This is a genomic window from Sulfitobacter sp. 1A12056 (assembly GCF_043558125.1).
GTDB classification, from domain to species: Bacteria; Pseudomonadota; Alphaproteobacteria; order Rhodobacterales; family Rhodobacteraceae; genus Sulfitobacter; species Sulfitobacter faviae.
In genome coordinates, this window is record NZ_JBIFFY010000001.1 from 322225 (window position 1) to 344172 (window position 21948).

The following is a 21948-nucleotide window of genomic DNA, read 5'->3' on the forward strand; positions in this document are numbered from 1 at the left end:
CATGGGCGAACGGCCCCGGGGTAACCCGGTGGTCGTTTTTTTTGTGTCTGCTCGGTTGGGGATAACCAACAAGAGGTAAAGCGATGACGATCATTACCCCGGAGCAAGAGACGGAAGACAGCGCGGAAATCCTGCGCGGTCTCCAAGAAGCAATCGGCGCGTTGCGCCGGGAAATCGAAGGTCTGACGGAACAGGCCCGGTCCGGGGGGGAACTCAAGGAAACTGCGGTGTCTGGCAAAACGTCCAAAGTGGCGGGACTGCTGGCGCATTGCCTGAAAGCGGAGAACACGCTGAATGACTGTCGAAACCGACAAGCTGGAATCGCGCGCGGGGGCTATGCCCTCGACATGGACAAAGCGCGGGCTGACATCGGGTGCAAGCTGGATCGCCTGCGCCGATGCTCAGACCCAGGCGCAGTTACTGAATGACCTAGATGAGGGAGAGCTTCTGGCTCTCCCTTTTTTGTTTGAGTTCTGGGCGCTTGACCACCAACTGGCGCCTGAGGGCGACTGGCGGACATGGGCGATCATGGGCGGGCGCGGCGCGGGCAAGACGCGGGCCGGGGCGGAATGGGTCCGCAGTAAGGTTGAGGGGAGCCGACCGCTTGATCCCGGGGAGTGCAGCCGCGTGGCGCTGGTGGGGGAGACCATCGAGCAGGTGCGCGAGGTGATGATCTTTGGCGATAGCGGGATACTGGCCTGTAGCCCACCGGATCGGCGGCCTGATTGGGAGGTGACGCGCAAGCGCTTGGTCTGGCCCAACGGGGCGATTGCCACGGTGCATACGGCGCATGACCCCGAAGGGCTGCGCGGGCCGCAGTTTGACGCGGCTTGGGTGGATGAATTGGCAAAGTGGAAGCGCGGGCAGGAGGCTTGGGACCAGTTGCAGTTTGCGCTGCGCTTGGGGGAGCGGCCTCAGGTCTGCGTGACGACGACACCGCGCAACGTGGATGTGTTGAAGGCGCTCTTGGCCGCGCCTTCGACGGTGACGACCCATGCGCCGACGGAGGCGAATGCGGCGAATTTGGCGGGGTCGTTCCTTGAAGAGGTGCGGGCGCGCTATCGCGGGACGCGGTTGGGGCGGCAGGAGTTGGATGGGGTTTTGCTGGCGGATGCAGAGGGGGCGCTGTGGACCTCGGCTTTGCTGGAGGCGGGGCGGGTGCGAGAGGTGCCGGATCTGGACCGGATCGTGGTGGGCTTGGACCCGGCGACGACGAGTGGAGCAGGCTCGGATGAGTGCGGGATCGTGGTGGTGGGGGCGCAGACCAAGGGGCCGCCGCAGGATTGGCGGGCGGTGGTGCTGGCCGATTGCACGGTGCAGGGGGCCACGCCGATGGGCTGGGCGCAGGCGGCGATTGCGGCGATGACGCGCTACGGGGCGGATCGGTTGGTGGCGGAGGTAAATCAGGGCGGGCAGTTGGTGGCCGAGGTCTTGCGACAGGTCGATCCGCTGGTCTCGCTCAAGACCGTGCATGCGGCGCGGGGCAAGGTGGCGCGGGCGGAGCCTGTGGCCGCGCTTTATGAGCAGGGGCGGGTGAGCCATTTGCCGGGGCTTGATGCGCTGGAGGATCAGATGTGTCTGATGACGGCGCGGGGGTACGAGGGCAAGGGCAGCCCGGACCGCGTCGATGCGCTGGTCTGGGCGCTGCATGAGCTGATGATCGAGCCTGCCGCGCAGTGGCGCAGCCCGGGGGTGCGAAGCCTGTGAGCGGGCCGTTGCATGGGACAGCGCACGGTGGGTTTCTCCAGCGTTAAGGGATTTCGGGGAAAGTCTGACAACGCCGGGCAATGCGGGGCAGGTCTTCGCCGCCGGGGCCGGGCAGAATGAGGAGCGACGACATGGTATTCGATTTTCTACGGCGTGGCGCGGCAGGTGAGACAGCGGAGCGCAAAGCATCCGCCACGGGGCCGGTCGTCGCCTATCAGACCTCGGGCCGTGTCGCTTGGAGCCCCCGCGATAGCGTGAGCCTGACGCGTGCCGGGTTCTGCGGCAATCCGGTTGGGTTTCGCTCGGTCAAGCTGATCGCCGAGGCTGCAGCGGCGCTGCCGCTGGTCGTGCAGGACAGCGCACGGCGCTACGACGAACACCCGCTGATCGAGCTGATGCGGCGCCCCAATGCGGGCCAAGGCCGGGCGGAGATGCTTGAGGCGCTGTATGGGCAGATGCTTTTGAGCGGCGATGGCTATGTCGAAGCCGTGGGCGGTGAGAGCGGTTTGCCGGTAGAACTGCATGTGCTGCGCTCGGACCGGATGAGCGTGGTGCCGGGGGCGGATGGCTGGCCTGTCGCCTATGAATATGCGGTGGGCGGGCGCAAGCACCGTTTTGATGCGAGCGGTGCGGCGACGCCGGTTTGTCATATCCGCAACTTTCACCCGCAGGACGATCACTACGGGTTCAGCCCCATGCAGGCGGCGGCCATGGCAATGGATGTGCATAATGCGGCGAGCCGTTGGTCGAAGGCGCTGTTGGACAATGCCGCGCGGCCCTCCGGCGCGATCGTCTATCGGGGGGCCGAGGGGCAGGGCAAGCTGAGCGAGGATCAGTATGACCGGCTGGTGAGCGAGATGGAGAGCCACCATCAAGGGGCGCGCAATGCCGGGCGGCCGATGCTGCTGGAGGGCGGGCTCGACTGGAAGCCGATGGGTTTTTCGCCCTCGGATATGGAGTTTCAGAAAACAAAGGAGAGTGCGGCGCGGGAGATTGCGCTCGCCTTTGGGGTGCCGCCGATGCTGATCGGGGTGCAGGGCGATGCGACTTACGCGAATTATCAAGAGGCGCATCGGGCGTTCTATCGTCTGACAGTGCTGCCTTTGGCGACACGGGTGACGGCGGCGCTGGCGGAGTGGCTGAGCGGGTATCTGGGGGCGGCGGTGAGTTTGAAGCCGGACCTCGACCAAGTGCCTGCATTGGCGGCGGAGCGTGATGCGCAATGGGCGCGGGTGTCCGGGGCGGCATTCTTGAGCGATGCGGAAAAGCGCAGCCTGTTGGGGCTGCCAGCGGTGGCGGATGATGTCTGAGCTGCGCGAGATCGAGCGGTTCGAATGCGCGCCGGGCTTGCGGCTTCAGGCGCATGAGACGCTCAGCGCGGTGCACCGCGAGAACATGCAAAAGCGGCTCGACCGGATCGAGCAGATGATGGAGCGGTTGGAACGGCGGCTGTGGCTGACGGTCTACGGCGTGGTGGCGGTGATCTTGGCGCAGGCGGTGCAATCCGTTCTGGCGGTGGCGCCGTAGCGGGCTGAACGAGGGAAAATACGATGACTTATCAATTGGATGCCTCCGGCGGCTGGCCGGAGAACGGGGAAGCTGTGCCTGCGGGCGGCGGGTTGGAGCATAAATTCGCCCGCTTCGGCAGCGTGACGCCGGTCGAGGATGGGCTGGAGATCAGCGGCTACGCCAGCCTCTTTGGCACGGTCGATCAGGGCGGCGATGTGGTCGAGCCGGGGGCCTATGCGGCGAGCCTTGCGGCGGTCGCGAAGGCGGGACGCAGCATTAAGATGCTGTGGCAGCACGATCCGGCCCAGCCCATCGGCGTTTGGGACGAGGTGCGCGAGGATGGCCGGGGTCTTTGGGTCAAGGGGCGCATCCTTTGCACTGTGGCTAAGGGCCGGGAGGCGGCGGCGCTGATCGAGGCGGGGGCCATCGACGGGCTCAGCATCGGCTACCGCACCGTGAAGGCGGGCAAGACCACCAAGGGGCAGCGGCTGCTGTCGGAACTGGAGCTTTGGGAGGTGTCTTTGGTGACCTTTCCGATGCTGCCCTCGGCGCGGGTCGGGGCCAAGGGGGAGTTCAGGGCCGTGGGCCATGTGCTGCGCGAGATGACGGCGGCCTTTGATGCCGCGCGGACCGAGATGGCGCGGGGCTGAGCCTGAGTTTGACTGAGCAGATCGAAGGAAAAGCGATGACCAAGAGTGAGATGAGCACAAAGGCGGGCAAAGACCGGTCTCCGGCGGAGGAAGTGCGGCAGGCCGTGAGCGGTTTTGTCAGTGACTTCAACGGCTTTCGGGCCGAGATCAATACGAAACTTCAACAATCAGAAGAGCGAATTGCCATGATGGACCGCAAGATGACCCTGCCTGCCCGCAGCCCTTTGGGGGGCGCGATCGATCACGATGCGCCGCATAAGAAAGCCTTTGACGCCTATCTGCGCAACGGCGATGACGACGGGCTGCGGGGGCTGGAACTGGACGGCAAATCGATGTCGACGGCGGTGAATTCGGATGGCGGCTATCTGGTGGATCCGCAAACTGCCGACCGGGTGCAATCTGTGCTGAATGCGGGGGCGTCGATCCGCGCGATTGCCTCGGTGGTGCAGGTGGAGGCCACCTCATATGACGTGCTGGTCGATCACGCCGATGTGGGCGCTGGTTGGGCGACCGAAAGCGGGGCGCAAGCCGAGACGGACACGCCCCAGATCGACCGGATCACCGTGCCGCTGCATGAGCTGAGCGCGCTGCCCAAGGCGAGCCAACGTCTGCTGGATGACAGTGCCTTTGATATCGAAGGTTGGCTGGCGGGGCGTATCGCCGACAAATTTGCACGGGCCGAAGCGGCGGCCTTTGTCAGCGGTGACGGCATCGACAAGCCCACCGGTTTTCTGAGCCATCCGGCGGTCGACAACGACGTCTGGACCTGGGGCAATCTGGGCTATGTCCCCAGCGGCACCAACGCCAATCCCGAGGCGGATGCGATCATCGAGTTGGTCTATGCCCTCGGCGCGGCTTACCGCAAGAATGCGGTTTTCGTGATGAACTCGAAGACAACGGCCAAGGTGCGCAAGTTGAAAGACACCGATGGACGGTTCTTGTGGTCCGACGGGTTGGCGGCAGGCGAGCCTGCGCGGCTCATGGGCTATCCGGTGCTGGTGGCCGAGGACATGCCCGATCCGGCGACCGATGCGATGGCCATCGCCTTTGGCGACTTTTCCGCAGGCTACACCGTGGCCGAGCGCCCCGATCTGCGGATCCTGCGCGACCCGTTCAGCGCAAAGCCGCATGTGCTGTTCTATGCCACCAAACGTGTCGGCGGCGACGTGAGCGATTTCGCGGCGATCAAGCTGATGAAATTCGGCCTGGCGTAAGCCGGCGCCGAAGCCGGGGCCGGGGCAACTTGGCCCCGGTCCGGACGTGCGCCTGCGAGGTTGCGTTGTCTAGCTGCTCCCCTCCGACCGAGCAATGCAACCGGTGCGCGTCCGGAAATAACCGCATGGCCCCATTGGGCGCGGGAGCGATTTTTGGAGACGTTCGATGATGTTGATCGAAGAGACAAATGTGCCGGATGCGGTCTTGCCGGTTGAGGCCTTCAGAATGCATCTGCGCCTTGGCACCGGCTTTGCGCAGGACGGCCTTCAAGATCCGGTGTTGCGCAGCTTCCTGCGCGCGGCGATGGCGGCGGTGGAGGCGCGGACAGGCAAGGTGTTGATCATTCGGCGGTTTGCCCTGTCGCTGACCTTTTGGCGCGATGCGGCGGCGCAGGTCTTGCCCGTGGCGCCGGTGCAAGAGATCGCGCGGGTGGCGCTTGTGGCGCGGGACGGGGTGGAGACGGCGGTGGACCCCGAGCGCTATTGGCTGGAACGCGATGCGCAAGCGCCGCGTCTTCGAGCCAGCACCGCCGCCCTGCCGCGCATCCCAAGCGCGGGGGCCGCGCTGATTAGTTTTGACGCGGGCATGGCCGCCGATTGGAGTGGAATGCCGGATGATCTGGCCCAAGCGGTGATGCTGCTGGCGGCACATTACTATGAATACCGCGACGACACGGCGCTTGGTGAAGGGTGCATGCCCTTTGGTGTCAGCAGCCTGATCGAACGCTACCGCCGCGTGCGCCTCGGCTTTGGGGGAACGGCATGAGCCGCCCGCAGTTGAACCGGCCCCTCGTGTTGGAAGCGCCGCAGCGCGTGAGCGATGGCGCGGGGGGGCATCGCGAGATCTGGCAGCCTTTGGGCACCCTCTGGGCCGAGGTGCGCGCGCGGACGGGGCGGGAGACTGCGCAGGGCGGGGTGGCCGTCAGCCGGATGGGGGTCAAGATCACAGTGCGGGCGGCGCCGGAAGGTGCCCCGCAGCGACCAACCCCCGAGCAGCGGTTTCGCGAGGGCACGCGGGTCTTCGTGATCCGGGCGGTGGCCGAAAGCGATGCGGGCGGGCGCTATCTGATCTGTTTTGCCGATGAGGAGGTGGCGGTATGACCTATGCGCTTTCAGGGGCATTGCAGGCGGCGGTTTATGACCTGTTGCAGAGCGATCCGGGGCTCACCGCGCTGATCGGTGACGCGGTCTTTGACGCGGTGCCGGGGGGGAGCCTGCCAGAGACCTATGTGCTGCTGGGCCAAGAGGTGGCGAAGGACCTGTCGGACCCGCAGGGCGCGGGGGCGGAGCATCGCCTGACCCTGTCGGTGGTCACCAGCGCGCCGGGGTTCAGCACGGCGAAGGGTTGCGCGGCGGTGATCTCAGACCTGCTGCATGGGGCGGTGCCGGCGCTCAGCCGGGGGCGCGTGGTGGATATGGCCTTTCTCAAAGCGATGGCGCGGCGGATCGACGGGGCCTCTGCCCGGCGGATCGATCTGCAATTCCGCGCCCGGGTCGCGGACGCATAAGACTTTAGATTTCAGATTGGTGCGAGGAGACAGTGATGGCAGTTCAAGCGGGCAAAGACCTTTTGGTCAAAGTGGATATGACCAGCGATGGGCAGTTCGAGACGATCGCCGGGCTTAGGGCCAAACGGGTGAGTTTCAACGCCGAAACGGTGGATGTGACCTCGCTCGATTCAAGCGGCGGTTGGCGGGAGTTGTTGGCGGGTGCCGGTGTCCGCTCGGCCGCGATCAGCGGGTCGGGGGTGTTTCGCGATGCGGGCACGGATGAACGGGCGCGGCAGTTGTTTTTCAACGGGCTCACGCCGGATTTTCAGGTGATCATTCCGGATTTCGGCGTGGTGCAGGGGCCGTTTCAGGTCTCCGCTCTGGAATACGGGGGGTCGCTGAATGGGGAGGCCACCTTTGAGCTTAGCCTGCAATCGGCGGGTGAGCTGATCTTTACCCCCGATGTGGTGGTGTGAGCATGACGAACCCATGGCGCGGCGAGGTGAGCCTCGTGATTGATGGTGAACGTCATGAGGCACGGCTGACCCTTGGGGCATTGGCCGAGTTGGAGGCGGCGTTGGAGGCCGACGGCCTCGTGGCTCTGGTCGAGCGATTTGAAAACAATCGCTTTTCCAGCCGCGATGTCTTGGCCCTGTTGCTGGCCGGGCTGCGCGGAGGTGGGGCGGAGATGGATGCCGCCACGCTTGAACACGCGCAGATCGAGGGCGGGCCGATGGCGGCGGCGCGGGCGGCGGCGGAATTGCTGGCGCGCGCCTTTACGGTGCAGGCGTGAGCGCAGCACGGGGCTTTGACTGGCCCGCGTTGCTGCGGGTGGGGCTGTCACGATTGGGGCTGCTGCCGGATCAATTCTGGGCGCTAACGCCGGCGGAGTTACAGTTGATGCTGGGGCCGAAGTCTGGCCCCGCGCCACTGCTGAGCGACGGTCTCGCCGCGCTGATGGCTGCCTATCCAGATGAGACGAAAGGGGCCGGTGATGGCTGACTTTGACGATTTCGAGAACCTTGAGAGCCGCGCCGAGGGGCTGAATGAGACGCTGGCGCAGACCAACGGCTTGGTGGCCGGGTTCGACGGTGAGCTACGGCGAATGCGGGGCGCGCTTGCCGCGACGGGCAAAGACGTGGCGACCCTTGAGAAAGGGCTAAGCCGTGGGTTGCGGCGGGCCTTTGATGGGGTGGTCTTTGACGGGGCCAAACTCTCGGACGCGCTGAGCGACTTGGCGCAGTCGATGATCCGCACGACTTACAATGCCGCGATGCGCCCGGTGACGGACCATTTCGGCGGGCTGATCAGCGAGGGCGTGGGCAGCATCGTAGAAGGGATATTGCCCTTCGCAGATGGTGCGCCTTTCTCGCAAGGTAAAGTCATGCCCTTCGCGCAGGGTGGGGTGGTCACCTCGGCGACGGCCTTTCCCATGCGCGGCGGCACGGGGCTGATGGGTGAGGCCGGGCCGGAGGCGATCATGCCCTTGGCGCGGGGCGCCGATGGCAAGCTGGGCGTGCGCGGCAACGGCGGCGGCGCGACGACCATCGTGATGAACATCACTACCCCCGATGTGCAGGGGTTTCAGCGCAGCCAAAGCCAGATCGCCGCACAGTTGAGCCGTGCCCTCAGCACCGGCAACCGCAACCGATAGGCCGCGCGGCGGATAAAGGAGCAGATCATGCAGTTTCACGAGGTCAGATTTCCCCCGTCGCTAAGCTTTGGCTCTGTCGGGGGGCCGCAACGGCAGACAGATGTGGTCACCTTGGCCAACGGCCATGAGGAGCGTAACACGCCTTGGGCCCATTCGCGGCGGGTCTATGACGCCGGGTTGGGGATGCGCTCGATCGACGATCTACAGGTGCTGATCGCCTTTTTTGAGGCGCGCATGGGGCAGATGTACGGGTTTCGCTGGAAGGATTGGGCCGATTATAAGTCGGGCAAAATGGCGCTTCCGGTGGCTTTCGACGACCAGAGCATCGGCTATGGGGATGGGGTGCGGGCGGCGTTTCAACTGACCAAAACCTACCGCTCGGGGGCGCAGTCCTATCGCCGTCCGATCACCAAACCGGTGGCCGGGACCGTGCGCGTGGGGCTGGAGCAGGATGAGCTGCGCGAGGGCGTCGAATATGAGGTCGACGCCAAGAGTGGGATCATCACCTTTGCCCATCCGCCTGATCCTGAGATCGAGGTTTTCGCGGGCTTCGAGTTCGACGTGCCGGTGCGCTTTGACACCGACCGCATTCTGGTCTCGGTCGAGAGTTTTCAGGCCGGACAGGTGCCCGACGTGCCGGTGATCGAGGTGCGGGTCTGATGGCGGGGCTGGACAGAGGCTTTGCAGCCCATATCGCGCAGGGTGTGACGACGCTGTGCCATTGCTGGCAGGTGACGCGCGCGGATGGGGCGGTGTTTGCCTTTACCGATCACGACATGCCGCTGGTGTTCGACGGGATCACCTTTCGCGCCGATACCGGGCTGAGCGCGCGGGCGCTGGCCCAGACCAGCGGGCTGGCAGTTGACAACACGGAGGCGCTTGGCGCGCTCAGCGATGATGCGATCCGCGAGGATGAGATCGAACAGGGCCGCTTTGATGGGGCCGAGGTGCAGGCGTGGCTGGTGAACTGGGCGGAGCCCGCGCAGCGGCGGCTGCAATTTCGCGGCTCAACCGGTGAGTTGCACCGCGCGGGGGGCAGCTTCCGCGCCGAGTTGCGGGGGCTGACGGAACCGCTTAACCGGCCCCTGGGGCGGGTCTATCAAAAGCCCTGTTCGGCGGTGTTGGGAGATGGCAAGTGCCGGTTCGATCTCACCGCGCCCGGCTATGCTGAGACGCGTGTGGTCGAGACGATGGCGGAGGCGCAGTATTTCTGTTGGACCGCGTTCCCGGGCTACGAGGAAGGTTGGTTCGCCCGGGGGCGGCTTGATGTGCTGGAGGGGCCGGCGGCGGGGCTTTGGGGCATGGTCAAACGTGACTACCATGAGGGCGGGCAGCGCGTGATCGAGCTTTGGCAACCGATCCGCGGCGCAGTGGCGGCGGGCACCCGTGTCCGGCTTACCGCAGGCTGCGACAAGCGGATGGAGACCTGTCGGCTGAAATTCAACAACCTGCTGAACTTTCGCGGCTTTCCCGATTTGCCGGGGGAGGATTGGATGATGGCAGTGCCCCGGTCGGACGGTGCGAATGGCGGCGGGTCACGCCGATGAGTGCTGCGGGGGAGCGTTTGGTACAGGGCGCCCGCGGATGGATCGGCACGCCCTATGTGCATCAGGCTGCGACAAAGGGGGCGGGCTGCGATTGTCTGGGGCTGATCCGGGGGCTTTGGCGGGAGCTGTTGGGCGCGGAGCCTGAGGCGGTGCCACCCTATTCGATGGATTGGTCCGAGCCGCAGGGGCAGGAGCGGCTCTGGGCAGCGGCGCTGCGGCACATGGCGATGAAAGACAGCGGTGATGCGGCCCCCGGTGACGTGCTGCTTTTCCGAATGCGGCAGGGTGCGGTGGCAAAGCACCTTGGACTTCAGGCGCGCGTCGGGGCCAGCGCCAGTTTGATTCACGCCTATGCGCGGCATGGAGTGGTGGAAAGCCCGCTCAGCCCGCCATGGCAGCGGCGCATCGTAGCGCGTTTTGTATTTCCTGAGGAGGTCTCCTGATGGCGACGATTGTTCTTTCGGCAGCGGGGGCGGCGGTTGGCGGCTCCATCGGGGGCACGCTGGCGGGGCTGTCTTCGGTCGCGGTGGGCCGCGCGGTGGGGGCGAGCCTTGGTCGATTGGTGGATCAACGTTTGCTGGGCCAAGGCGGAGAGGCGGTCGAGACCGGTAAGGTGGATCGCTTTCGCCTGACAGGCTTGGGCGAAGGGGCGGCGATCCCGCAGCTTTACGGGCGGATGCGACTGGCGGGGCATGTCATCTGGGCCTCGCAGTTCCAAGAGGTCACCGAAGTCAGTGGCGGGGGAAAGGGCGGCCCGCCGACGCCGAAGACGACCGAATACAGCTATACCGTCAGCCTTGCCATCGCGCTCTGCGAAGGGGAGATCACCAGCGTTGGGCGCATCTGGGCAGATGGGGAGGAGATTGCCCCGGACGATCTGAACATGCGCGTTTACCGAGGCGCCGCGAACCAGCAGCCTGACCCGACCATCGCCGCGATCGAGGGCGCGGACCGGGTGCCCGCCTATCGCGGCACGGCCTATGTGGTGATGGAAGACCTTTCGCTTGCGCAATTCGGCAACCGGGTTCCGCAGTTCTCTTTCGAGGTGCTGCGCCCCGAGCAGCCGCAAGTGCCGGGGTGGGAGCACGCGCCCGCCTATGGTGTTCAGGGGCTCGCCCTGATCCCCGGCACGGGAGAATACGCGCTGGCGACGACCCCGGTGCATTACACCGACGGCCCCGGCAGCCGGTGGAGCGCCAATGTGAACTCGCCCGCCGCCAAGACCGATTTTGCGGTCTCCTTGGAAAGCCTGACCGAGGAATTGCCGCGTTTGGAAGCGGCCTCTCTCGTTGTATCATGGTTTGGCGGCGATCTGCGCTGCGGTGACTGTCGCCTGCGGCCCAAGGTCGAAGACCCGGATATCGATGGGGAGAACATGCCTTGGCGAGTCTCTGGCCTGACGCGTGGCACGGCACAGGTGATCACCCAGCAAGACGCGCGCCCGATCTACGGCGGCACGCCCGCCGATGCGGCGGTGGTCGAGGCCATTCACGCGCTGAAGACAGCGGGCAAGGCGGTGATGTTCTATCCGTTTATCTTGATGGATCAGATCGAAGGAAACGGGCTCCCGGACCCCTATAGCGATGCCGAGGACCAGCCCCGCTTGCCGTGGCGCGGACGGATCACGCTTTCGGTGGCCCCGGGGCGACCGGGCAGCCCGGACGGTACGGCGGTGGCAGAAGCCGAGGTGGCGGCGTTTTTCGGAACCGTCACGGCTGCGGATTTCGCGGTGGGCGAAGGCTCGGTCATCTACAACGGCCCCGAGGAATGGACCCTGTCGCGCTTCATCTTGCACTATGCCGCGCTTTGCGCAGCGGCAGGCGGGGTCGAGGCGTTTTGCATCTCCTCGGAGATGCGGGGGCTGACGCAGATACGCGCGGCAGGCAACAGCTTTCCCGCGGTGGCCGGGCTGCGGGCCTTGGCCGGAGAGGTGCGCGCCTTGTTGGGGCCGGAGGTCAAGATCAGCTATGCCGCTGATTGGTCTGAGTATTTCGGCTATCACCCGCAGGATGGCAGCGGCGATGTCTTCTTTCACCTTGATCCGCTATGGGCCGATCCGCAGATCGATTTCATCGGGATCGACAACTACATGCCGCTAGCCGATTGGCGCGATGAGGAGGGGCATCTGGACGGCGAGAACTGGCCCGCGATCTACGATATCGGCTATTTGAAATCCAACATCGAAGGCGGCGAGGGCTATGACTGGTACTACCATTCGCCCGAGGCCCGCGACGCGCAGATCCGCACGCCGATCACCGATGGGGCGCATGATGAGCCTTGGGTGTATCGCTACAAAGACTTGCGCTGCTGGTGGGAGAGCCCGCACCACCCGCGTATCGGCGGGCAGCGGCAAGCCGCTCCAACGGAATGGCAGCCGATGTCGAAACCGATCTGGTTCACGGAATACGGCTGCGCGGCCATCGACAAAGGGGCGAACCAGCCCAACAAGTTCCTCGATCTGAAGAGCTCGGAAAGCGCCTTGCCGCATTATTCCACCGGCGCACGGGACGATCTGATGCAGATGCAATATCTGCGCGCGATCTCGGACTACTGGCGCGATCCGGCGCATAATCCGATCTCGGAGGAATATGGCGCGGCGATGCTTGATACGACGCGCGCCTTTGTTTGGGCATGGGACACGCGGCCTTTTCCCTTCTTCCCCAATAATGTCAATCTCTGGAGCGATGGAGAGAATTACAGCCGGGGCCACTGGCTGAACGGGCGCGCCTCGGCGCGGTCGCTGGCCTCGGTCGTGGGCGAGATTTGCCGCCGCGCGGGTGTGGTGCATTTCGATACCTCCGCGCTGTTCGGCTATGTGCGCGGCTATACGGTTGCCGAGGTTGGCGAGGCGCGGGCCGCGCTGCAACCGCTGATGCTGCGTTATGGTTTTGACGCGATCGAACGCGACGGGGTTTTACAGTTTCGGATGCGTGACGGGGCAGATGCGCTGCCCCTCGACCCTGATCGTCTCGCGGTTCACCCCGACCTGAGCGGGCTGACCGAGCAGTTGCGTGAGGCGGAGGCCGAAGTCTCGGGCCGTGTGCGGCTGCGATTCATTCAGGCCGATGGGGATTTCGACGCGATTGCCGAAGAGGCGGTTCTGGCGGATGAGGCGACCCATGCGGTCACCGGGACCGAGTTGAACATGGCCTTGACCCGAGGCGAGGGGCGGCAGGTGGCCGAACGCTGGCTGACCGAAGCGCGCGTCGCGCGTGAGACGCTGCGGCTGGCATTGCCGCCGTCGCGGATGGCTGTCGGGGCGGGGGATGTGATCGAACTGCCGGGCGATGGGGCGGAGGGGCCGGGACGCTACCGCGTCGACCGGGTGGAACAGGCCGGCTCCCTGCTGATCGACGGCGTTCGGATTGAGCCCGAAGTCTATGATCCCGCACCGCTTGATGAAGAACTTGCAGCGCTGCGCCCCTTCGTCCCGCCGCTGCCGGTTCTGCCGCAGTTCATGGACCTGCCGCTTTTGCGCGGAGATGAGGCGCCCCATGCGCCGCATCTGGCGGTGACGGCGACCCCTTGGCCGGGGTCCGTCGCGGTCTACCGCTCTGCCGTGGATTCGGATTATGCGCTGAACGCCATCGTGGCGAACCGGTCGATCATGGGCGTTACCCAAACGCCGCTGCACGCAGCACGGCCAGGGTTGATCGACGCGGGGCCGGTGCTGGAGGTCAAATTAACCAGCGGCAGCCTTCAGTCCGTTAGCAGAGAGGCGCTTTTAAATGGGGCGAACCTCGCCGCCATCGGGGATGGGAGCGCGGACCGTTGGGAGTTGCTCCAGTTTCAGGAGGCGCAGCTTGTCGCCCCGATGACCTATTGGCTGACCGGTCGTTTGCGCGGGCAGGCGGGCAGCGATGGGTTGATGCCCGAGGTTTGGCCCGCCGGGTCCCGCTTTGTGCTGATGAACGGGACGCCACAGCAGGTCGAGCTGAGCCCGCATCTGCGCCGTGTGGCACAGCATTACCGCATCGGGCCTGCGCGGCGACCGGTGGATGACCCCTCTTACCTGCATCAGGTTCATGCCTTTGACGGGAATGGTCTGCGGCCCTACAGCCCCTGTCATCTGCGGGCCGAGGCTGGGGCCAGTGGCGATATCACCCTTAGCTGGATTCGCCGAACGCGGATCGACGGCGACCCTTGGGAGGGGGCGGAGGTGCCGCTTGGCGAGGAGAGTGAACGCTATCTCTTACGCGTTTACGAAGGCAGCGAGGAGCGGCTGGAGGTGCTGGTCGATACGCCGCGATGGACCTATAGCACTGCGGCACGGGCGGCGGATGGCGTCAGCGGGGCGTTTGACGTGAGGGTGGCGCAGATCTCGGCCACATATGGCGCGGGGCCCGCTACAGGTTTGACCATCCCCGGATAGGCCCGCGCGTTATCACGATTTTGAGCATGTGCGGATTTACAAATGGTCCTACGCTATTGCATGAGCTACCCTTACGGCAGAGTGAAGGAGCCCGTGCCATGGCGCAGACACGCAGAAATATCTCGAAAGTGGACCCGGTCTGGGACCAGATTCAGCAAGAGGCTGAGGATGCGGTGCGTGATGAGCCGTTGATCGGCGGCTTTGTACATGCCTGTATCCTGCACCATAAATCGATCGAGAATGCGCTTTCCTATCGCATCGCGGCCAAGCTTTCGTCGAACGAGATGTCGATGATGGTCGTGCGCGAGATGGTCGAAGAAGCCTATGCCGAAGACCCCGATCTCGTCGCCGCGGCGCGTGCGGATCTGGTGGCCATCTATGACCGCGACCCGGCCTGCCACCGTTTGTTGCAGCCGATTCTATATTTCAAAGGCTATCAGGCGGTGCAGGCCTACCGTGTGGGCCATTACCTCTATGCCAAGGGCAAGCGTGATCTGGCCTATTTCATCCAGATGCGGGTGAGCGAGATTTTTGGCGTGGATATCCATCCGGCGGCCAAGATGGGCAAGGGCATCATGATCGACCACGCGCATTCCATCGTCATCGGTGAGACGGCGGTGGTGGGTGACAACGTCTCGATGCTGCATTCGGTGACCCTTGGCGGCACCGGTAAAGAGGAAGAGGACCGTCACCCAAAGATCGGCAATGGCGTGTTGATCGGCGCAGGCGCGAAGGTTCTGGGCAATATCTCTATCGGCCATTGCAGCCGCATCGCGGCGGGGTCGGTTGTGCTGGAGCCGGTGCCTGCCTGCAAGACCGTTGCCGGGATCCCGGCGCGGATCGTTGGAGAGGCGGGCTGCGATCAGCCGTCGATGTCGATGAACCATCTTTTTGGGCCGGACGCCGAATAGGGGCAGTTGCCAGTATCGCAATAAAAAGCCGGGGCATGCCCCGGCTTTCTTCGTTTGAATGGTGCAGCCCTCAGGCCAGCATGATCATCGGATTTTCAAGGTTCTCGACAATCGCGTTCAACAGCTGGGCCCCGAGCGCCCCGTCGATCACGCGGTGATCGACCGAGAGGGTCACGGACATAACTGTCGCCGCCGTGATTTCACCGTCCTTGCCGATGATCGGTTTCTTCACGCCCGCGCCCACGGCGAGGATCGCACCATGCGGCGGGTTGATGACCGCGTCGAAATTGTCGATCCCGAACATGCCGAGGTTGGAGATCGCGAAGCTGCCGCCCTGATACTCATGCGGTGCCAGCTTGCGGTCGCGGGCGCGGGTTGCGAGGTCTTTCATCTGCGCGGAGAGGGTCGAAAGCGACTTGGTGTCGGCGTCCTGTAGCACGGGGGTGAACAGCCCGCCTTCGATGGCCACGGCCACGGCCACGTCCGAGGGCTTGAGCTTCAGGATACGATCCCCGGCCCAGACCGCGTTGGCATCCGGCACCGATTGCAGCGCCAGCGCGCAGGCTTTGATGATGAAATCGTTAACCGAGAGCTTCACGCCGCGGGCTTCGAGCTGCTTGTTCAGATCGCTGCGGAAGGACAGCAGCGCGTCGATTTGAATGTCGCGGCGCAGGTAGAAATGCGGGACCGTCTGCTTCGCCTCGGTGAGCCGCGCGGCGATGGTCTTGCGCATGCCGTCGAGCTTGACCTCTTCGACCTCGCGGTCCTCGTACATCTTGCGCACGGCGTCTGAGGAGGGGCCAGCAGGAGCAGGCTGTGTCACCGGCGCGGCGTCCTTGGCGGCGGCGGGGCTGTCGGCCTTGGCAGCCGTCGGCTGGGCGCTTTCCACATCGGCTTTGACAATCCGACCGCGCGGGCCGCTGCCCTCGATCTGGGTGAGGTCGAGACCCTTGTCCGCAGCGATCCGGCGGGCGAGGGGGGAGGCGAAGATACGCTCGCCCTTGTCGTCCTTCGGCGCGGCCGGGGCCTTGGCGTCGCTGTTGGTCGGCGCGTCATTCGCATCCGTCGCACCGCGGCCATAGCCCGCTTCGGGCGTTTCGACCTCGGCTGCTTTGGGCGCTTCCTCGGCCTGAGGTTTCTCTTCTTTGGCCGGGGCGGCGCTGTCGATGTCGTCGGCGCTTTCGCCTTCCTCGAGCAGCACGGCGATCGGCGTGTTTACCTTCACGCCTTCGCTGCCTTCTTCGATCAGGATTTTGCCGATGGTGCCTTCGTCGACGGCTTCGAACTCCATCGTGGCCTTGTCGGTCTCAATCTCGGCGAGGATGTCGCCCGAGGCGACCTCGTCCCCCTCTTTGACCAGCCATTTGGCGAGCGTGCCTTCCTCCATCGTGGGCGAAAGGGCGGGCATGAGAATTTCTGTGGGCATGATCCGCTCCTTACCGGTAGGTGACTTTGCGCACGGCCTCAATCACCTCGTCGGTGGTGACCAGCGCGTGTTTTTCGAGGTTGGCGGCATAGGGCATGGGCACGTCCTTGCCGGTGCAGGTGATGACCGGGGCGTCGAGGTAGTCGAACGCCTCCTGCATGATCACGCCGCTGATGTAGCCACCCACCGAGCCCTGCGGCCAGCCTTCTTCGACCGTCACGCAGCGGTTGGTCTTCATCACGGATTTAAGCACCGTCTCGGTGTCCATCGGGCGCAGGGTGCGCAGGTCGATGACCTCGGCCTCGATACCGTCCTCGGCCAGTTTCTCGGCCGCTTCCAGCGCATAGGTCATGCCGATGCCGAAGCTGACGATGGTGACATCCGAACCCTCGCGCCAGATCCGGGCCTTGCCGAAGGGGACGGTGTAGTCCTCGATGTCCGGCACGTCGAAGCTGCGACCGTAGAGGATCTCGTTCTCAAGGAAGATCACCGGGTTCGGGTCACGAATCGCTGACTTCATCAAGCCTTTGTAATCGCTGGCCGAATAGGGCATCGCGACCTTGAGGCCGGGGATCTGCATGAACCAAGCGGCGTAGTCTTGGGAGTGCTGGGCGCCCACACGCGCCGCCGCGCCGTTGGGGCCGCGGAAGACCATGGGCGCGCCCATCTGGCCGCCGGACATGTAGAGCGTCTTGGCCGCGGAGTTGATGATCTGGTCCATCGCCTGCATGGCGAAGTTGAAGGTCATGAACTCGACGATCGGGCGCAGACCGCCGAAGGCCGCGCCGACACCGATGCCGGCAAACCCGTGTTCGGTGATCGGCGTGTCGATCACGCGCTTGGCGCCGAATTCGTCCAGCAGACCTTGGGAAATCTTGTAGGCGCCTTGGTACTCGGCCACTTCCTCGCCCATGAGGAAGACGTTTTCGTCGCGGCGCATTTCCTCGGCCATGGCGTCGCGCAGCGCTTCGCGCACGGTCTGTTGCTTCATCTCGGTGCCCTCGGGCCAGTCGGGGCTGGTGTCGGGCTCGGGCTGCTTCTTGCCCTCGGCAGGCGCTTCGCGGTCATCGTCCGAGGATTTGGCCTCAGCGGGCTTAGCCTCTTCGCCCTTATCCTCGGCGGGGGCGGATTTCGCGGTGTCGATGTCGTCGGCGCTTTCGCCTTCTTCGAGCAGCACGGCGATGGGGCTGTTCACCTTCACGCCTTCGGTGCCTTCCTCGACGAGGATCTTGCCGATGGTGCCTTCGTCCACGGCTTCGAATTCCATCGTAGCCTTGTCGGTCTCGATCTCGGCCAAGATGTCACCAGAGGAGACTTCGTCGCCTTCCTTGACCAGCCATTTCGCCAGCGTGCCTTCTTCCATGGTGGGGCTGAGGGCGGGCATGAGAATTTCGGTTGCCATTGCTTCAGGCCTCCTGCGGAACTTCGGTTGCGTAGATGTCGGTCCAGAGCTCGTCGAGATTGGGCTCCGGGCTTTCCTTGGCGAAATCGGCGCTTTCGTTCACGATCTGCTTGATCTCCTTGTCGATGGCCTTGAGATCTTCCTCGCTCGCGTGGTTGCCCTCCAACAGCAGGCTGCGCACGGCCTCGATCGGGTCGCGTTCGTCGCGCATTTTCTGAACTTCCTCGCGGGTGCGGTATTTCGCGGGGTCGGACATGGAGTGGCCACGGTAGCGGTAGGTCTTGATCTCCAGAATATAGGGGCCGTCCTTGCGGGCGTGTTCCACGGCTTTCTGACCGGCTTCCTTCACCGCCAGCACATCCATGCCGTCGACCGCCTCACCGGGGATGCCGAAGGCGCGGCCACGTTCCCAGATCTCGGCCGAGGAGGTCGAGCGTTGCTGCGAGGTGCCCATGGCGTATTGGTTGTTCTCGATGACAAAGATCACCGGCAGTTTCCACAGAGCGGCCATATTGAAGGTCTCGTAGACCTGGCCCTGGTTCGCCGCACCATCGCCGAAATAGGTGAAGGTGACGCGCCCGTTGCCCTTGTATTGATCAGCAAAGGCAAGGCCCGCGCCAAGCGGCACCTGCGCCGCCACAATGCCGTGACCGCCATAAAAATGCTTCTCTTTTGAGAACATATGCATCGAGCCGCCCTTGCCCTTGGAATAACCGCCCTCGCGGCCCGTAAGCTCGGCCATGACGCCGTTAGGGTCCATGCCGCAGGCCAGCATATGGCCGTGGTCGCGGTAGGAGGTGATGCGCTTGTCGCCTTCCTCAGCAGCGGCCTCAAGCCCAACAACGACCGCTTCTTGTCCGATATAGAGGTGACAGAACCCCCCGATCAGCCCCATGCCGTAAAGTTGTCCGGCTTTCTCTTCAAACCGCCGGATCAGCAGCATGTCGCGGTAGTAGCTGGTCAGCTCCTCCGCCGAGACATTGGGTTTCTTGCTCGATTTCCTCGCGGCCATGGACGTCTCCTCCGTCGGCTTTGGTCAGGTGCCAAAAGTAGTTTAGCGTTAAACTATTCCCTAACGCATTCCAGAATGGATTGCGAGAGACTTTGTGACGTGGTGCGCGCACCACGGCTGACAAGGCGAAGGAGGCCAGAGATTTGGTGTGATTGCAAGGCCGCAGGCGCAGGGCCGGGGCCAATAGACGATAAGCCGCGAGAGCTTAGCGAATGACGATCTCATCGGTGCGGACCATACCTAGCACTTTGCGCGCGCGTTCGTCCAGAAGATCGAGGTCGAGGTAGTCGTCCGACAGGCGGCGGGTGAGGTTCTCCATCCGGGCCACCTCGGCGCGGACCTCGGCCAGACGGTCGCTCAGCTTTTGGTTCTCGGCCACGATCTCGGTCCGGCGGAACAGGCCGAAATCCCCCTGCACGGCGGCAAAGGTGAAATACAGGCTCAGCGCGAATGCGATTGCGAAGAACAGCAATGTGCCGAAAGCCGGTCGGGTGTTGCGTGTCATGGTACTGCCTCTGCGTCTCTTGGCGGACGTGACATCAGTATGGCACAGGCGATTCGTCATGGGAATCCCACAATTGCGGGAAACCCGTTGTTTTTAGCGGTAAATCGCCTTTTTACGCAGCCGATGCGTCCAATGCGGTGACGCCGGGCAGGGTCTTGCCCTCCATCCACTCAAGGAAGGCGCCCCCGGCGGTGGAGATATAGGTGAAATCATCCGCCACGCCCGCTTGATTCAGCGCCGCGACCGTGTCACCGCCCCCGGCGACGGAGATCAGCGTGCCGTCGCGGGTCTTGGCGGCGGCGGCTTGAGCCGCGGCGACGGTGGCGGTGTCGAAGGGCGGGATTTCAAAGGCTCCCATGGGGCCGTTCCAGATCAGGGTGCGCAGCTCGGCGAAGGCCGTCTCGACCAATGCGACGGTCTCGGGGCCCGCGTCGAGCACCATCTGATCTGTCGCGAGTTTTGCATCAGGCCCAAGCGGGGCGACCTTATGGGCCGCACCCTTGGCGAACTCCCGCGAGACCAGACCGTCGACCGGCAGGATGACCCGGCAGCCTGCCTTTTCGGCCTGCGCCATGATGTCCTTGGCCGTGTCGTAATAGTCTGGCTCTTCCAACGATTTGCCCAGATCGGCCCCGAGTGCGGCGAGGAAGGTGTTCGCCATGCCGCCGCCGATGACCAAGACGTCGAGCCGGTTCACGAGGTTCTCCAAAAGCGCGATCTTGGTGGAGACTTTGGCCCCGCCCACGACAGCGCCCACCGGGCGCTCGGGCTTGGCCAGTGCCGTCTCCAGCGCCGAGAGCTCCGCCTGCATCAAGCGCCCTGCGCAGGCGGGCAGCAGCCGCGCCAGCGCCTCGGTCGAGGCATGGGCGCGGTGCGCGGCAGAGAAGGCATCGTTGCAATAGATATCGCCAAGCGCGGCCAACTGGCGGGCGAAATCTTCGTCATTGGCCTCCTCACCGGGGTAGAAGCGGATGTTTTCCATGAGTTGCAGATCGGCCTGCGCGTCGCCTGCGGCGTCCAGCGATGGCAGGAATGCCACGTCGCGGCCCAGTGCCTTTTCCAGCGCGGGAAGGACTTGGCGCAGGCTCATCTCCTCGACGACTTTGCCCTTGGGCCGTCCGAAATGCGCCAGCAGCGTCACCTTGCCGCCGCGCGACAGGATGTCGTCCACCGTGGGCGCAATCCGCTCGATCCGCGTGGCATCGGTGACGCGGCCCTCCTCGACCGGCACGTTGATATCGACGCGCAAGAGCACGCGCTTGCCGTCCAGTTCCATATCGTCCAGTGATTTCCAGCCCATCGGTCTTCTCCCAATCCAATCTCTTGCGCTGTGTTTTGCTGTTATCTGGCCTCAGGTCAATGCGCGGCTTGGCAATCGCGGCTAAGCTCCTTAGGTATCTGGCAAAGACAAACCAAAGGATTGCCCCATGGCCGAGATCAAAGACCCCGAGAACACCATCCTGATGGAGCTGAAAGGCGGCACCGTCGTCATCGAGTTGATGCCCGACCTTGCGCCCAAACATGTGGAGCGGATGAAGGAACTGGCCCGCGCCGGGAAATACGACAACGTCGCCTTCCACCGCGTGATCGAAGGTTTCATGGCCCAGACCGGCGACGTGGCCAATGGCAACATGGAAGACAACTTCAACCTGCGCGCGGCGGGCACTGGCGGCTCGGACCTGCCGAACCTGCCCGCAGAATTCTCCAAGGTTCCGCACGCACGCGGCACCATCGGTGCGGCCCGTTCGGCCAACCCCGACAGCGCCAACAGCCAGTTCTTCATCAACTTCAAGGACAATGACTTCCTCAACGGTCAATACACCGTTTACGGGCAGGTCATTTCCGGCATGGAGCATGTCGACGCGATCACCCGCGGCGAGCCGCCTGCGAACCCTGACCGCATGATCTCCGTCAAGGTGGCCGCAGATGCGTAAGATCGCCACCTCCAGCGCCTTTCTCGCGCTCCTCGGCTCGGCGGCCATGGCCACCGGGCTCGAGATCGAGGTCGCGGGCGAGGCCAATGGCACCGTCAAGATCGACCTGCTCGAAGACGTTGCGCCCAACCACGTGGCCCAGATCACCGAACTGGCCGAGGAAGGCGCCTATGACGGGGTGGTCTTCCACCGCGTGATCGACGGTTTCATGGCGCAGACCGGCGACGTGCAGTTTGGTCGCGCCGATGGCGACACCGCCCGCGCCGGCATGGGCGGGTCCGAGAAGCCCGACCTCAAGGCCGAGTTCTCGGACATCGCCTATGAGAAAGGCGTCGTCGGCATGGCCCGTAGCCAGAGCCCGAACAGCGCCAACAGCCAGTTCTTCATCATGTTCGACGAAGCACCTTTCCTCAACGGTCAGTACACCGTTGTCGGCAAGGTCACCGAAGGGCAGGACGTGGTTGATGCCATCAAGCGCGGCACCGGCCCGAACGGGGCCGTCGTGGGCACGCCGGACGTGATGAAAACGGTCACGGTGACCGAGTAACGTCCCGACGAGCATCGTGTGGGGTGGGCTTGCTCTCCCCACGCCTCGGCCAGCTCAGGCCCTGATGA

The 21948-nt window shown here is 64.4% G+C and carries 25 protein-coding genes; 20 read left to right on the forward strand and 5 right to left on the reverse strand.

The annotated features are described in order from the left end of the window. Positions 1-83: 83 nt before the first annotated feature. The 18 genes from ACGYLD_RS01580 (at position 84) to cysE (ending at position 15054) form a co-directional block, all read left to right on the forward strand. Complete coding sequence (locus ACGYLD_RS01580) at positions 84-428, forward strand: hypothetical protein (protein ID WP_271691537.1); 345 nt, start codon at positions 84-86, stop codon at positions 426-428. Beyond that, positions 337-1707, forward strand: coding sequence for a DNA-packaging protein (locus tag ACGYLD_RS01585; RefSeq protein ID WP_271693831.1), 1371 nt, complete (start codon positions 337-339; stop codon positions 1705-1707). The genes ACGYLD_RS01580 and ACGYLD_RS01585 overlap by 92 nt, the downstream gene beginning before the upstream one ends. Positions 1708-1838: 131 nt before the next feature. Continuing rightward, positions 1839-3017: a phage portal protein gene (locus ACGYLD_RS01590; RefSeq protein ID WP_394400778.1), complete on the forward strand. Its 1179-nt coding sequence runs from the start codon at positions 1839-1841 to the stop codon at positions 3015-3017. Beyond that, positions 3007-3234, forward strand: a complete 228-nt coding sequence (locus ACGYLD_RS01595; protein ID WP_394400781.1) for a hypothetical protein — start codon at positions 3007-3009, stop codon at positions 3232-3234. The genes ACGYLD_RS01590 and ACGYLD_RS01595 overlap by 11 nt, the downstream gene beginning before the upstream one ends. Positions 3235-3257: 23 nt before the next feature. Continuing rightward, positions 3258-3866 carry an HK97 family phage prohead protease gene (locus tag ACGYLD_RS01600; protein ID WP_394400784.1) on the forward strand — a complete coding sequence of 203 codons (609 nt, stop codon included), beginning with the start codon at positions 3258-3260 and terminating at the stop codon, positions 3864-3866. A gap of 35 nt (positions 3867-3901) precedes the next feature. Next, positions 3902-5080 (forward strand): phage major capsid protein, encoded by a 1179-nt coding sequence (locus tag ACGYLD_RS01605; RefSeq protein WP_271691533.1) that lies wholly within the window; start codon positions 3902-3904, stop codon positions 5078-5080. 166 nt (positions 5081-5246) lie between these two features. Continuing rightward, the gene (locus ACGYLD_RS01610; protein WP_271691532.1) at positions 5247-5846 is read left to right on the forward strand and encodes a head-tail connector protein; all 600 of its coding nucleotides are present in this window, start codon (positions 5247-5249) and stop codon (positions 5844-5846) included. Beyond that, entirely contained in the window at positions 5843-6181 is a 339-nt protein-coding gene (locus tag ACGYLD_RS01615) for a head-tail adaptor protein (protein WP_271691531.1), read from the forward strand. Before ACGYLD_RS01610 ends, ACGYLD_RS01615 begins: the two co-directional genes overlap by 4 nt. After that, positions 6178-6588: a DUF3168 domain-containing protein gene (locus ACGYLD_RS01620; protein WP_271691530.1), complete on the forward strand. Its 411-nt coding sequence runs from the start codon at positions 6178-6180 to the stop codon at positions 6586-6588. Before ACGYLD_RS01615 ends, ACGYLD_RS01620 begins: the two co-directional genes overlap by 4 nt. Positions 6589-6623: 35 nt before the next feature. Then, positions 6624-7046: a phage major tail protein, TP901-1 family gene (locus tag ACGYLD_RS01625; RefSeq protein WP_271691529.1), complete on the forward strand. Its 423-nt coding sequence runs from the start codon at positions 6624-6626 to the stop codon at positions 7044-7046. 2 nt (positions 7047-7048) lie between these two features. Beyond that, positions 7049-7363, forward strand: a complete 315-nt coding sequence (locus ACGYLD_RS01630) for a GTA-gp10 family protein (RefSeq protein ID WP_271691528.1) — start codon at positions 7049-7051, stop codon at positions 7361-7363. Beyond that, positions 7360-7572 carry a rcc01693 family protein gene (locus ACGYLD_RS01635; RefSeq protein ID WP_209218770.1) on the forward strand — a complete coding sequence of 71 codons (213 nt, stop codon included), beginning with the start codon at positions 7360-7362 and terminating at the stop codon, positions 7570-7572. The genes ACGYLD_RS01630 and ACGYLD_RS01635 overlap by 4 nt, the downstream gene beginning before the upstream one ends. Continuing rightward, positions 7565-8224, forward strand: coding sequence for a phage tail tape measure protein (locus ACGYLD_RS01640; RefSeq protein ID WP_271691527.1), 660 nt, complete (start codon positions 7565-7567; stop codon positions 8222-8224). Before ACGYLD_RS01635 ends, ACGYLD_RS01640 begins: the two co-directional genes overlap by 8 nt. Positions 8225-8251: 27 nt before the next feature. Continuing rightward, positions 8252-8884 (forward strand): TIGR02217 family protein, encoded by a 633-nt coding sequence (locus ACGYLD_RS01645; protein WP_394400791.1) that lies wholly within the window; start codon positions 8252-8254, stop codon positions 8882-8884. Beyond that, positions 8884-9771 carry a DUF2163 domain-containing protein gene (locus tag ACGYLD_RS01650; protein WP_394400794.1) on the forward strand — a complete coding sequence of 296 codons (888 nt, stop codon included), beginning with the start codon at positions 8884-8886 and terminating at the stop codon, positions 9769-9771. The genes ACGYLD_RS01645 and ACGYLD_RS01650 overlap by 1 nt, the downstream gene beginning before the upstream one ends. Further along, on the forward strand, positions 9768-10214 hold the full coding sequence (locus tag ACGYLD_RS01655) for an NlpC/P60 family protein (protein WP_271691523.1): 447 nt from the start codon (positions 9768-9770) through the stop codon (positions 10212-10214). The genes ACGYLD_RS01650 and ACGYLD_RS01655 overlap by 4 nt, the downstream gene beginning before the upstream one ends. Next, positions 10214-14143: a glycoside hydrolase/phage tail family protein gene (locus ACGYLD_RS01660; protein ID WP_394400797.1), complete on the forward strand. Its 3930-nt coding sequence runs from the start codon at positions 10214-10216 to the stop codon at positions 14141-14143. The genes ACGYLD_RS01655 and ACGYLD_RS01660 overlap by 1 nt, the downstream gene beginning before the upstream one ends. Before the next feature lie 98 nt (positions 14144-14241). Continuing rightward, the gene (gene cysE / locus ACGYLD_RS01665) at positions 14242-15054 is read left to right on the forward strand and encodes a serine O-acetyltransferase (RefSeq protein ID WP_209217607.1); all 813 of its coding nucleotides are present in this window, start codon (positions 14242-14244) and stop codon (positions 15052-15054) included. 70 nt (positions 15055-15124) lie between these two features. Here cysE and ACGYLD_RS01670 read toward each other — a convergent pair whose 3' ends face one another. The 5 genes from ACGYLD_RS01670 to ACGYLD_RS01690 all read right to left on the reverse strand — a co-directional run bounded on the left by ACGYLD_RS01670 (position 15125) and on the right by ACGYLD_RS01690 (position 20699). Next, complete coding sequence (locus tag ACGYLD_RS01670) at positions 15125-16480, reverse strand: pyruvate dehydrogenase complex dihydrolipoamide acetyltransferase (RefSeq protein ID WP_271691521.1); 1356 nt, start codon at positions 16478-16480, stop codon at positions 15125-15127. A gap of 10 nt (positions 16481-16490) precedes the next feature. Continuing rightward, on the reverse strand, positions 16491-17882 hold the full coding sequence (locus ACGYLD_RS01675) for a pyruvate dehydrogenase complex E1 component subunit beta (protein WP_271691520.1): 1392 nt from the start codon (positions 17880-17882) through the stop codon (positions 16491-16493). Between the two features lie 4 nt (positions 17883-17886). Then, a complete protein-coding gene (gene pdhA / locus ACGYLD_RS01680) occupies positions 17887-18894 on the reverse strand; it encodes a pyruvate dehydrogenase (acetyl-transferring) E1 component subunit alpha (RefSeq protein WP_067265381.1) in 1008 nt (335 codons plus the stop codon). Positions 18895-19099: 205 nt separating this feature from the next. After that, positions 19100-19399: a septum formation initiator family protein gene (locus ACGYLD_RS01685; protein WP_067265383.1), complete on the reverse strand. Its 300-nt coding sequence runs from the start codon at positions 19397-19399 to the stop codon at positions 19100-19102. Positions 19400-19511: 112 nt separating this feature from the next. After that, positions 19512-20699, reverse strand: a complete 1188-nt coding sequence (locus ACGYLD_RS01690; RefSeq protein ID WP_271691519.1) for a phosphoglycerate kinase — start codon at positions 20697-20699, stop codon at positions 19512-19514. 127 nt (positions 20700-20826) lie between these two features. Here ACGYLD_RS01690 and ACGYLD_RS01695 point away from each other — a divergent pair, with 127 nt between their 5' ends. Together ACGYLD_RS01695 and ACGYLD_RS01700 are read left to right on the forward strand one after the other, a co-directional pair. Continuing rightward, a complete protein-coding gene (locus ACGYLD_RS01695) occupies positions 20827-21333 on the forward strand; it encodes a peptidylprolyl isomerase (protein WP_271691518.1) in 507 nt (168 codons plus the stop codon). Beyond that, positions 21326-21880, forward strand: coding sequence for a peptidylprolyl isomerase (locus ACGYLD_RS01700; protein ID WP_271691517.1), 555 nt, complete (start codon positions 21326-21328; stop codon positions 21878-21880). Before ACGYLD_RS01695 ends, ACGYLD_RS01700 begins: the two co-directional genes overlap by 8 nt. Positions 21881-21948 lie beyond the last annotated feature (68 nt).